Source organism: Nostoc sp., from assembly GCF_036917555.1.
Classification (GTDB): Bacteria; Cyanobacteriota; Cyanobacteriia; order Cyanobacteriales; family Nostocaceae; genus Nostoc.
Window position 1 is genome coordinate 91,754 of record NZ_JBALDD010000006.1, and the last position, 11,384, is coordinate 103,137.

An 11,384-nucleotide genomic window follows, 5' to 3' on the forward strand; every position below is an offset into this window, starting at 1 on the left:
GTTCCGGCTCACTCATAAGACTTCACAACTACCACCAGCTGCCTCAATTTTGCTACGAGCTGAAACTGTAAAAGCTGCCGCTTGTACTTTGAGCGGAATGCTCAATTCCCCGTTACCTAAAACTTTCAATGGTCCTTTGACAGCAGTCAGGATACCTGCCGCTTTCAATGAGTTCAAAGTTACTTCCGTATTAGCGGGAAGGGAGGCTAGCTTCTCTACATTAATCGTAGTGTAAATCTTCTGATTAACAATCGGAAAGCCCTTCAGCTTAGGTAAGCGGCGGTACAATGGCTGTTGACCACCTTCAAAACCTGGTCGGGTACCACTACCAGAACGAGATTTTTGACCCCGCATACCTAAACCAGCACTAGCGCCTTGACCGGCAGAAATACCTCTAGCTACACGCTTCTTGCGTTTCTTTGAGCCTTTTTGCGGCTTAACATCATGGAGTCTCATAAGTTATCAAGTTCTCATTTGTCGTTTGTCATTTGTCGTTTGTCATTTGTCATTTGTCCTTTGTTATTCACTAATGACTAATGACCAATGACTAATGACTAAATTAGATGTAGAGATTTTGAATAGGAATACCGCGATCTTCGGCGACTTCAGAAAGGGTACGCAGTGTAGATAAGGCATTAACTGCGGCTCTAGCATTATTGAGCGGATTGTTGGAGCCAAGTTGCTTGGCTAAGACGTTACGAACTCCTGCCAATTCCAACACAGTTCGTACAGCACCACCAGCAATTACCCCAGTACCAGGTGAGGCTGGACGCATAATCACTTTTGCACCGCCACCGACACCATCAATGGGATGGGGGATGGAGTTGGATTTGGTGATTGGGACATCAATGAGGTGTTTTTTGCCATCGGCTACGCCTTTTTTGACGGCGCCAATTACATCTGAGGCTTTGCCTACTCCGACACCAACTTGACCACGTTCGTTACCAACGACAACGATCGCTCGGAAGCTGAGTTTCTTACCACCTTTGACCACTTTACTTACGCGTCGGATTTGGATAACCCGCTCTTGCCAAGTGGTTTCTTCTTTTTTGGCACGCTTTGTTCTACTTTTACGCTCTGTTGCCATAATTTATGCTCTGGTGAACGTCATTTGTCAGTTGTCATTTGTCATTTGTCCTTTGTCATTTGTCCAATAACTAATGACTAATGACCAATGACTTTAGAAATCTAAACCAGCTTCGCGTGCTGCATCAGCTAGTGCTTTGACACGACCATGATATAAGTTACCACCGCGATCGAAGACTACTTTGGTGATGCCTTTTTCTAGCGATCGCACTGCGATCAACTTACCAACTTGCACCGATGCATCGCGGTTTGCACATGACGCTAAACTAGATTTCAACTCTGGTTCTACAGTCGATGCGGACACGATGGTTTGATGCTGAGTATCATCAATTAGCTGGGCATAAATATGCTCATTAGAACGAAATACCGCTAAACGCGGACGTTCTGGTGAGCCAATCACTTTGCCGCGAACGCGTCGATGACGACGGTTTTTTGATTCTCTACGAGTAAGTTTCATTTCTACTTCTTACCACCCTTACCAGTCTTACCAGCTTTCCGTCTGACCACTTCACCGGCATAGCGAATGCCTTTACCTTTGTAAGGTTCTGGTGGACGAACGGCACGAATTTTGGCGGCTGTGTTACCTACAATTTCTTTGTCATAGCCGCTGACAATGACGTTAGTGGTACCTTCTACGGCAAACTGAATTCCATCTGGTGGTTCAATTTGCACTTGATGGCTATAACCCATATTTAAAACTAGGTTACGCCCTTGAAGTTGTGCTCTGTAACCAACACCTTGAATTTCCAAACGGCGCTGAAAACCTTGGGAAACTCCCTCGACCATGTTGGCAACTAAAGTGCGGCTCAAGCCGTGCAATTGCTTCGATGTTCGAGTTTCATCCCGACGATTTACGTGTAATATTTCCCCCTCTTGAGAGAGTGAGACATTATCTCTGAGAGTGCGAGAAAGTTCTCCTTTGGGTCCTTTCACCACAATATTCGTACCATCGATCGCCACTTCAACTTTGGCGGGAATAGTAATTGGACGTTTACCAATACGAGACATGACTTTTTGTCCTTTGTTATTTGTCCTTTGCCTTTTGTCCTTTGTCTTTCACTAATGACAAATGACTAATGACCAATGACTACCAAACGTAACAAAGTACTTCGCCACCCAAGTTCTGACGCCGCGCTTCGCGGTCAGTCATAATCCCACTGGATGTAGAAATAATGGCAATGCCAATGCCGCCTAGTACCCTTGGTAATTCTTTTCGATTTGAATAAACACGCAAGCCAGGCTTACTGACCCGTTTTAAGGCGGTGATCAGAGGCTGACGGTTTTTCCCCTTGTATTTTAGGGAAATCACCAGATTGCGTTTTACCCCTTCTTCTGCTTCTTCGATTTCAGCAATAAAGCCTTCCTCCCGTAGCACTTTGGCAATGCTCCGGGTCAATTTTGTCGCTGGCACTTGTGTAGTTTGATGCCGCGCCAGGTTGGCATTGCGGATGCGCGTCAGCATATCTGCAATTGTGTCGTTAGCCGCCATCGTTCCCTCTATAGATGAACTTATTGATCGCGAAAGGGCATTCCTAATTCTTTAAGTAAGGCGCGTCCCTCTTCGTCGTTTTTTGCTGTGGTGATGATGGAAATATCCATCCCACGCACTTGATCGATGCTGTCGTATTCGACTTCTGGAAAAATTAGCTGTTCTCTCACACCCAGAGTGTAGTTACCGCGTCCGTCAAAGCTTTTAGGGCTAACGCCGCGAAAATCTCGAATTCTGGGTAGTGACAGGCTAACTAACCGATCAAAAAAGGCATACATCCGTTCGGCTCTGAGTGTCACCATGATCCCCACAGGCATCCCTTGACGAATCTTAAAGCCAGCGATCGCCTTTTTCGCCCGTGTCACCACTGGTTTTTGACCTGTTACCACGGCAATCTCGTTGATAGATGCCTCTAGTGACTTCGCATTTTGAGCTGCTTCACCCAAACCTCGGTTAATCGTAACCTTAACCAACTTCGGTACTTGATGAACGTTGGTATATTGAAACTGATTGATCAGTTTGGGGACGATTGTCTCTTGATATAAGGTTTTGAGTCTTGTTGTCGGCATAGTTTTTTGTCCTGATATCCCTGGGCTTGGTCAGGGAAGCTTTAATTTTTGATTTTAGATTAAATTTAAAATCTAAAATCTCAAGTTGACTAATTCTTATTTATCGAGAATTTCGCCAGTTTTCTTGAGTTTTCTGACCTTTTTGCCTTCTGAGGTAAAAGTGTAACCAACACGACTGGCAACGTTTTGCTTAGTGGAATAAAGCATCACATTGGAGCTATGAATCGGGAACTCTTGGGTAATAATTCGCCCTGATTCCCCTTCTTGCTGGGGTTTGACGTGCTTGGTTTTAATGTTGACACCTTTGACGATAACTTTACTCAGTTGGGGAAGTGCCTGAGTAATTTCGCCAACTTTTCCTTTGTCTTTGCCAGCAATCACTTGTACGGTGTCACCAGTTTTGACGTGCATTTTGTGGAATACTTTGGGCGTACCCTGTTTGGTTGCCATTAAAGCACCTCCGGAGCCAGAGAAACAATTTTGGTAAAGTTTTTATCGCGTAGTTCCCGTGCAACTGGGCCAAAAACCCGTGTACCTCTGGGATTACCGTCTTTGTTGATGATTACAGCGGCGTTATCATCAAAGCGAATACTCATGCCGCTGTCACGACTTACAGCTTTACGAGTCCGAACAATTACTGCTTCCACAACATCAGACTTTTTTACAGCCATGTTGGGTGTAGCATCTTTGACAACTGCGATAATTTTATCGCCGATAAAACCATAACGGCGGTTGCCTCCACCTAAGATGCGGATGCACATCAGTTTGCGGGCGCCGCTATTATCTGCGACATTTAGGTAAGTCTGGGGTTGAATCACAATTATTCTCCCTTGTAATGTTGTTAGTTTCTAACAACGATGAGGTTTAAGTAGGCTTGACGTTCAGGACTTCTGTGATTTTCCAGCGCTTAGTTTTACTCAGGGGTCTAGTTTCCTGAATGCGAACGCGATCGCCTACTTTACACTGATTTTCTTCGTCGTGAACCTTATATCGTTGGGTGTTGACTACAATCTTGCCGTACTTGGGGTGAGGAGCGCGGTTTTCTATGGCCACTACCACAGTTTTTTGCATTTTATCGCTCACTACCAAGCCAACTCGTTCTTTAACTGCCATAATCTCCTACTTTTTTTCTTTAGCCGATTGACTTGCTGCCCGTTTGCGTTCTGTTTCTAGCGTCAGCAATTGGGCTAGGCGGTGGCGCAATTGTCGGAACTGGTGGGGCTTTTCTAGTTGTCTGGTGGCTTTTTGCAAGCGCAACTGAAATAGTTGTCTTTTGATCGCGACAATTTCATCAGAGAGCTTCTCGTCACTTAATTCTCTAGCTTCTGAAATCTTGGGAAGAGGCATAAGCTACTCCTGCTCTTGTGGTTGAGAGCGCACAATAAACTTAGTTTTGATGGGCAGTTTAAATGAAGCCAAACGCATCGCTTCACGGGCGATTTCTTCAGAAACTCCACCGATTTCAAACAAAATTCGTCCTGGCTTGACTACAGCTACCCAAAACTCTGGATTACCTTTACCGGAACCCATCCGGGTTTCAGCAGGACGCATGGTTACAGGTTTATCAGGGAAAATCCGAATCCAGATTTGTCCACCCCGACGAATATAACGAGTCATCGCCCGACGGGAAGCCTCGATTTGACGCGAGGTAATCCAAGCAGGTTCTTGAGCTTGGAGTGCAAAATCACCGAAGTTGAGGGTACTACCACGGGTGGCTAGTCCTTCCATCCGTCCGCGCTGTTGCTTGCGGAATTTAGTTCTTCTAGGGCTTAACATGGTTTGTTACTTGTCATTTGTCATTTGTGAGCCACTACGGTCTTGGGGTCTCCCCAAGTGAAGCACGTGACGTCCTTTGTCATTTGTCATCTGCCATTTACTAATGACTAATGACTAATGACTAATGACGATTTATCCTTCATTTGAGCGGTCTTCAAATTGCTGGCGACGACGTTGTTGACGGCGACGAGGTTCACGATCGCGATCGCGGGGGTCACGTTCGCGTTCGCGGCTGGCTGGTGGTAGGGGTGTCTCTTCCTGTCCAGGAATAATTTCTCCCTTAAACACCCATACTTTGATACCCAAAATGCCGTAAACAGTTTTTGCCGTGCAATAAGAGTAGTCAATGTCAGCCCGTAAGGTATGTAAAGGTACTCTACCTTCACGAGTCCACTCTGTCCGGGCAATTTCTGCACCGTTGAGGCGACCGCTAACTTGGATTTTAATACCTTGGACACCAGCGCGTTGGGCACGTTGAATCGATTGCCGCACTACCCGCCGAAAGGAAACTCGACGTTCCAATTGTTGAGCAATGTATTCGGCAATTAGGTAGGCATCAGCATCAACCCGTTGAACTTCAACTACATTGATGCGAATTTGGCGATTACTACCCAACAGTCCTTGGAGTCCGGTACGTAAGGATTCGATACCTTGTCCACCACGACCCACGACTACGCCTGGTCTAGCTGTGCGTACTTCTAAGTCGATTTGGTCAGCTTTGCGCTCAATCCGTACTTCAGAAATACCGGCGTTGTTTTGAGCCTGTCTACCCAGCTTTTGTTCTATGTATTGACGGAGTTTGTAATCTTCTTGTAGAAGTTCTGGATAGCGATCAGGAACAGCAAACCAACGGGATTGATGTTCATGTGTAATACCCAGGCGAAAACCAACTGGATGAATCTTCTGTCCCACGAATGCTTCCTCTAAAATTTCTTACTTTACGCAATTTATTCGTGTAAAAAAAGCTTATTTTTCTGGGGCGGCTGCAACAGCCACAGTAATATGACACGTCGGCTTGCGAATTTGGTAAGCTCGACCTTGCGCCCTTGGCTGGAAGCGCTTCAACGGCGGTCCTTGATCAGCATAAGCCTGAGTAATCACTAGTTGAGTCCGATCTAACCCAGCGTTGTGTTCAGCATTGGCAGCAGCGCTTCTGAGAACTTTCAAGATGGGTTCAGTAGCGCGATAGGGCATGAATTCCAGGATAATTAACGCTTCTCGGTAAGATCGCCCGCGGATTTGATCGAGTACGCGACGCACTTTGTAGGCCGAGATGCGGATAAAACGAGCGATCGCTTTTACTTCAGTAGTATTAGTAGCCATAATTTTCTCCAATTTTGTCCTTCGTCTTTTATCTTTTGTCCTTTGTCTTTTGTCGAAAGCTAATAACTAATGACCAATGACCAATGACAAATGACCAATGACTAATAACTACCTACCTGCTTTTTTGTCGCTTTTTCCATGACCCCTGTAGGTGCGTGTCGGGGCAAATTCACCCAACTTGTGTCCTACCATCTGTTCATTTACAAAAACTGGAACGTGTTGTCGTCCGTTGTGAACAGCTATGGTATGACCTACCATTAGGGGCAAAATTGTCGAAGCTCGTGACCAAGTTTTAATAACTTCTTTTCTGTTGTTGTCGTTGAGCTTTTCAATTTTCTTTAAGAGATGATCCGCAACGAAAGGACCTTTTTTTAGAGAACGACCCATAGTTCAATTTTGGATTTAGGATTTAGGAATTAGGAGTGAGGAGTTAGGAGTTAATAAGTTAGATTCAACTCATAACTCATAACTTCTAACTCTTTAAGATTCACGACCACCGCGACCGCGTTTAGAAGACTTACGACGACGACGCACAATCAACTTGCTGCTAAGTTTCTTGCGATTGCGTGTCTTCGCACCCAATGTGGGTTTACCCCAAGGTGTAACAGGCCCCGATCTACCGATAGGCGCTCTACCTTCACCACCACCATGTGGGTGATCGACTGGGTTCATGACGCTACCTCTAACCTTAGGACGGCGACCTTTCCAGCGATTTCGTCCGGCTTTACCTGCACTCAGGTTTCTTGCATCGGTGTTGCCTACTTGCCCAATAGTGGCGTAGCACTCGCGTCGAATCAAGCGGACTTCTCCTGATGGCAACTTGAGAGTTACATAATTACCTTCTTTTGCCACGACTTGGGCGCTAGCACCAGCAGCACGGACGATTTGACCACCTTTACCAGGAGTGAATTCTACGTTATGAACACTAGTACCCAAAGGAATCTTCCAGAGCGGTAAAGCATTACCATCTTCAAAAGGTGCTTCAGGCCCAGAAATAATTATTGTTCCAACTTTCAACCCGTTGGGGTGAAGGATGTAACGTTTTTCGCCGTCTTGGTAATACAAAAGGGCAATTCTGGCGTTGCGGTTAGGATCGTATTCAATTGCTGCAACTTTTGCAGGAATATTATGTTTATCCCTTTTAAAATCGATGATCCGATAAAGTTGTTTATGTCCGCCACCCCGGCGACGACTAGTAATCCGTCCGTGATTATTCCGACCTTTGGCGCGATGCTTCGAGGTTGTTAGGGATTTTTCTGGCTCGGTTCTGGTAATTTCCGCAAAGTCAGAGATTGTAACTTGGCGAGTGCTGGGGGTATAAGGGCGATAAGAACGAGTACCCATATTTTTAAGTGCTGAGTGCTGTTAGCGGATAGCTAGGGTTTAGCCCGTGCTGAGTTTTAAGTTTTGAGTTCAGTAACTCTTAACTCCTAACTCATAACTTTTTTAGACTTCTGGGAATAAAACTTGTCTAATCTTGTCTTCATCCCCAGGTGCGACGGTGACGATCGCTCGCTTATATTGGGGTTTATAACCAATAAATTTACCAACGCGCCGCTTTTTGCGCGGTGGTAAGATGGTGTTGACTTTTACAACCTTGACCTGAAACAAGTCTTCGATCGCAGCCTTTATTTCTGGCTTAGATGCCTTTGGAATTACTTCAAAGGTGTACTTGTTTTGCTCCATCAAAATGGTCGCTTTCTCGGTGACGATTGGACGACGCACTAAGTCAGCAAGGTCGCGGGGGTCAAAGCTAGGCACTGTAGACCTCCTGAATTTTTTCTAGGGCTGATGCCGTAACTACAATTTTGTCAGCGTGCAGTAAATCAAAAACATTTAGCTGGTCGGCTGCAATTAGTTTTAAATTTTCAATGTTGCGGGCTGATAAATAAACGTTATCTGTATCCGCAATTTCAGACAAAATTAACAGTGACTTGCTTTCTGGTACTACTCCCCAACGGGCAAGTGCTGCTACTAATTCTTTAGTTTTCGGGCGAGATAGCTCGGTGCTAAATTCTTCTACTACGATCAAGTCATCAATACGACCGATAAATGCTGTCCGCAGTGCTAAACGTCGCTCTTTGCGGTTCAACTTCAGGTCGAAGTCTCTGGGCTTTGGTCCAAAGATCACACCACCACCACGCCACAATGGTGAACGAATAGACCCTGCACGAGCGCGACCAGTACCTTTTTGTCGCCAAGGTTTACGACCGCCACCTCTGACTTCCGCACGAGTTTTTGTACTGGCATTTCCTTGACGAGCATTAGTCAATTGCCTTACTAAGGCGCGGTGCACAATATGAGACGCTGTTTCTTCCTTGGCAACGCGCAACTCGAAGGTCGTCTCGCCGACCTGTTCTCCTTGCCAATTTTTAACTACGCTTTCAACCATCTTTGTTATTTGTCCTTTGTCATTTGTCCTTAGCCAATGACCATTGTACAGACGCGATTAATCGCGTCTCTACTGACTAATGACTTTTAACTATCCCACTATTTTTGCAGGCACAACACTTACTAGAGCGCCTGGTTTACCAGGAATGGCTCCTTTAATTAGCAATAAGTTGCGTTCTGGGTCAACTCGCACTATCGTCAGCTTGCGGATTGTAATACGTTTTCCACCTAAACGACCTGCCATCCGCTTACCTGGATAGACACGACCGGGTGTTGTACCAGCACCAATAGAACCGGGTGCTCTGTGGTTTTTGGAACCGTGTGACATTGGCCCGCGACCAAAGTTGTTGCGCTTCTGGTTTCCCGCAAAGCCGCGACCGATGCTTGTACCGACGACATCAACAATTTGACCAGCGCTAAAAATATCTGCTTTAATCTCTTGACCTAAAGCATAATCACTAGAGCTATCGGTATGATATTCATTTAAGTGACGCAATGCTGGGGCAGATGATTTAGCCAAATGACCCAGTAGAGGTCTGTTTAGTGCCTTGGGTTTGACTTCGCCATAACCAACTTGAATGGCAAAGTAACCGTCGGTTTCTTTCGTTTTAACTTGTGTAACGGTGCATGGCCCTGCTTGAATGACAGTTACAGGAATAGATACTCCTGCTTCGTCAAATATTTGGGTCATGCCCAGCTTGGTGCCGAGAATACCTACAGACACAGTAACTGGTTCTCCTTTCTACTTGCTGACCTTGGAATTGGACTCTAGAGGACACGCTTTGTACGCATCAGTTTAGGCTGGGTTAGCCTGCGAAATTTAGAATGGTTTCAATAAACCGCTCCAAATGCTTTCGGACACAACAAACCGTGTCCGTACTGCTTGGTGAATCTGTTTAGCTTCACTGATTAGATCACCAGAACAGCCACAAGTTTCTTCCCGTTGGGAAGGAGTAACTTCTGGAATCAATGCAAGGCGCTACAGCTTTAAGCTGTGTGCAGCAATGCTTTCGTCCAAGCAATTGCTCTGGCACTTTCTGGAGGCAGCGCTGTCGGCGGGTTTTCCGATTTGTACACGCCCGAAGGGCGGCTTCCCGGAGATTGGCTACTGCCGTGTTGCAGTTGGACTTAAGCGGTTATTACCGCCCAGTATCCGTTAACTGAGACTGACGTAATGCCATAAAACCAACATTGCTGCTCAGTCTTTACTTCCTTAAACACCTTAAACTATTGTTTAAGCTTTTGCCTGCTTTTTTAGAGGCATAGGAGTAAATGTACCTTGGAGCTTAGGATTAACTTTGTTATTCTTCCATAAGCTCTAATGTTGACCTGAAAGCTTTCTTAGTTTACCAGTCTACGATCGCTCTGAGTTAAATTATCCAATTTGGATTAAGTCATCAGCTTTTGATGCTAACACTACTTCAGAATGACAGTAAAAAGTCAACCTAATTTGCGTTTTTGGTCACAATCTAATAATATAAATTATTTATTTATGTTTGTCCAGTAATTTATAGAGCTATTTTTAGGGAGTGAGGGAAGCAGGAGGACAAGGGAGAATAACTATGCCCAATGCCCAATGCCCAAAAAAATGCTTTTAATCTATCAGTTCAGGGTAAATAATAGAGATATCTAAGTGGGATAAGACGAAAATCTATGGCACTAATTACCACTGGCAACGGTTTAATCCGCGATCTGGAAAAATTTGGCGCTCTTGGAGTGTATGTACCTCTGGAAGGGGGTTATGAAGGTCGATATCAGCGCCGACTACGGGCAGCTGGCTATACTACCCTTCACATTACTGCTAAAGGACTGGGTGATGTAGCTGCCTATCTCACAAGAATTCATGGAGTCAGACCTCCTCATCTTGGTAAAAAAAGTACTGGTAGCGGTGCGGCAGTCGGTCAAGTGTACTATCTTCCACCAATTCTCAATTCTCATTTAGAACAGCTACCACCAAAATCAAAGGGGCTGGTCTTGTGGATTATTGAAGGGCATATTCTTTCCAATGAGGAACTTGAGTATTTGACGAATTTGCCTCAACTAGAACCACGAGTGAGAGTAATCATTGAGAGGGGTGGCGATCGCTCTTTCCGTTGGACTTCTCTAGAAAAAACTCTGTTAGCTAGTTAGTCCTTTGTCATTAGTCATTAGTCATTTGCTTATGACTAATGACTCAATTCAATCAGCATTTCAATAATGCTGAATCGAAAACCACAAGATGCAAATAACCGCCGTGAAGCCTCGTTAGCAATTGCTGTATCTAGACGAATTTGCTTGACGCCCATCTGATGAAAGCGTTCAACACTTAGCATCACCATCTGCCGCGCAATTCCGTTTTGGCGATATTCTGGCTCGACCCAGATATCATGAATAAAAGCAAATTCCTGTAACCGATAAATTGGTATTTCTCGCTCAACTGTTGCCACCATAAAAGCTACAATTTGCCCTTCATTTTCGGATACCAGAAATACACTGCGATCGCTATTTGTCAAACGCGTCAACCATTGCTCATAACGCTGTTCTGGATGCGGTAGAAAACCATACTTGGCGGAATCCCAAGACTCATGCAAAGCACAAATTTGGGCAACCATTGGTAAAACTGCGGGTACGTCGGTTATTGTGGCGGGGCGGATCAGCATAAGCTTTCAAGCACAAAAAGCACAAAAAGGAAAGAATGCCTTGCAGTGAAGTATTAGTTTTTATTCACTTATATCGTGTCCGGCTAAACAACTTATCATTTAGACCGCAGT

General features: G+C 45.1%; 20 protein-coding genes. 1 reads left to right on the top strand and 19 read right to left on the bottom strand.

The window, feature by feature from the left end; translation table 11 throughout:
* Positions 1-12 precede the first annotated feature (12 nt).
* The 18 genes from rplO to rplC all read right to left on the bottom strand — a co-directional run bounded on the left by rplO (position 13) and on the right by rplC (position 9,358).
* Positions 13-456, bottom strand: coding sequence for a 50S ribosomal protein L15 (rplO, locus tag V7K60_RS02080; RefSeq protein WP_334922540.1), 444 nt, complete (start codon positions 454-456; stop codon positions 13-15).
* A gap of 103 nt (positions 457-559) precedes the next feature.
* The gene (gene rpsE, locus V7K60_RS02085) at positions 560-1,087 is read right to left on the bottom strand and encodes a 30S ribosomal protein S5 (protein ID WP_334730166.1); all 528 of its coding nucleotides are present in this window, start codon (positions 1,085-1,087) and stop codon (positions 560-562) included.
* A gap of 93 nt (positions 1,088-1,180) precedes the next feature.
* Entirely contained in the window at positions 1,181-1,543 is a 363-nt protein-coding gene (rplR, locus tag V7K60_RS02090) for a 50S ribosomal protein L18 (RefSeq protein WP_334922542.1), read from the bottom strand.
* 2 nt (positions 1,544-1,545) lie between these two features.
* Entirely contained in the window at positions 1,546-2,094 is a 549-nt protein-coding gene (gene rplF, locus V7K60_RS02095; RefSeq protein ID WP_114081987.1) for a 50S ribosomal protein L6, read from the bottom strand.
* 79 nt (positions 2,095-2,173) lie between these two features.
* Positions 2,174-2,575, bottom strand: coding sequence for a 30S ribosomal protein S8 (gene rpsH, locus V7K60_RS02100; protein ID WP_094349096.1), 402 nt, complete (start codon positions 2,573-2,575; stop codon positions 2,174-2,176).
* Positions 2,576-2,595: 20 nt separating this feature from the next.
* Positions 2,596-3,144 (bottom strand): 50S ribosomal protein L5, encoded by a 549-nt coding sequence (gene rplE, locus V7K60_RS02105; protein WP_292774910.1) that lies wholly within the window; start codon positions 3,142-3,144, stop codon positions 2,596-2,598.
* A 96-nt stretch (positions 3,145-3,240) separates the two neighbouring features.
* On the bottom strand, positions 3,241-3,594 hold the full coding sequence (rplX, locus tag V7K60_RS02110) for a 50S ribosomal protein L24 (RefSeq protein WP_069070771.1): 354 nt from the start codon (positions 3,592-3,594) through the stop codon (positions 3,241-3,243).
* Positions 3,594-3,962, bottom strand: a complete 369-nt coding sequence (gene rplN / locus V7K60_RS02115) for a 50S ribosomal protein L14 (RefSeq protein ID WP_069070772.1) — start codon at positions 3,960-3,962, stop codon at positions 3,594-3,596. The genes rplX and rplN overlap by 1 nt, the downstream gene beginning before the upstream one ends.
* 46 nt (positions 3,963-4,008) lie before the next feature.
* Positions 4,009-4,257, bottom strand: coding sequence for a 30S ribosomal protein S17 (gene rpsQ / locus V7K60_RS02120; RefSeq protein WP_094349093.1), 249 nt, complete (start codon positions 4,255-4,257; stop codon positions 4,009-4,011).
* Between the two features lie 6 nt (positions 4,258-4,263).
* Positions 4,264-4,491, bottom strand: a complete 228-nt coding sequence (gene rpmC / locus V7K60_RS02125; protein ID WP_179068334.1) for a 50S ribosomal protein L29 — start codon at positions 4,489-4,491, stop codon at positions 4,264-4,266.
* A gap of 3 nt (positions 4,492-4,494) precedes the next feature.
* Complete coding sequence (gene rplP, locus V7K60_RS02130) at positions 4,495-4,920, bottom strand: 50S ribosomal protein L16 (protein WP_012410718.1); 426 nt, start codon at positions 4,918-4,920, stop codon at positions 4,495-4,497.
* Between the two features lie 132 nt (positions 4,921-5,052).
* Entirely contained in the window at positions 5,053-5,832 is a 780-nt protein-coding gene (gene rpsC / locus V7K60_RS02135) for a 30S ribosomal protein S3 (protein WP_334922544.1), read from the bottom strand.
* 54 nt (positions 5,833-5,886) lie between these two features.
* Positions 5,887-6,243, bottom strand: coding sequence for a 50S ribosomal protein L22 (gene rplV, locus V7K60_RS02140; protein WP_069070777.1), 357 nt, complete (start codon positions 6,241-6,243; stop codon positions 5,887-5,889).
* Positions 6,244-6,351: 108 nt separating this feature from the next.
* Positions 6,352-6,630 (bottom strand): 30S ribosomal protein S19, encoded by a 279-nt coding sequence (gene rpsS, locus V7K60_RS02145; RefSeq protein ID WP_012410721.1) that lies wholly within the window; start codon positions 6,628-6,630, stop codon positions 6,352-6,354.
* Between the two features lie 93 nt (positions 6,631-6,723).
* The gene (gene rplB / locus V7K60_RS02150; protein ID WP_292729109.1) at positions 6,724-7,587 is read right to left on the bottom strand and encodes a 50S ribosomal protein L2; all 864 of its coding nucleotides are present in this window, start codon (positions 7,585-7,587) and stop codon (positions 6,724-6,726) included.
* Positions 7,588-7,689: 102 nt separating this feature from the next.
* Positions 7,690-8,004 (bottom strand): 50S ribosomal protein L23, encoded by a 315-nt coding sequence (locus V7K60_RS02155; protein ID WP_094349089.1) that lies wholly within the window; start codon positions 8,002-8,004, stop codon positions 7,690-7,692.
* Entirely contained in the window at positions 7,997-8,635 is a 639-nt protein-coding gene (gene rplD, locus V7K60_RS02160) for a 50S ribosomal protein L4 (RefSeq protein WP_334922546.1), read from the bottom strand. Before rplD ends, V7K60_RS02155 begins: the two co-directional genes overlap by 8 nt.
* 90 nt (positions 8,636-8,725) lie before the next feature.
* Entirely contained in the window at positions 8,726-9,358 is a 633-nt protein-coding gene (gene rplC / locus V7K60_RS02165; protein WP_289799260.1) for a 50S ribosomal protein L3, read from the bottom strand.
* Between the two features lie 929 nt (positions 9,359-10,287).
* Here rplC and V7K60_RS02170 point away from each other — a divergent pair.
* Positions 10,288-10,764 (top strand): NAD(P)H-quinone oxidoreductase subunit N, encoded by a 477-nt coding sequence (locus V7K60_RS02170; protein ID WP_292774912.1) that lies wholly within the window; start codon positions 10,288-10,290, stop codon positions 10,762-10,764.
* Between the two features lie 35 nt (positions 10,765-10,799).
* Here V7K60_RS02170 and V7K60_RS02175 read toward each other — a convergent pair whose 3' ends face one another.
* Positions 10,800-11,273 (bottom strand): GNAT family N-acetyltransferase, encoded by a 474-nt coding sequence (locus tag V7K60_RS02175; protein WP_334922548.1) that lies wholly within the window; start codon positions 11,271-11,273, stop codon positions 10,800-10,802.
* Between the last annotated feature and the right edge of the window lie 111 nt (positions 11,274-11,384).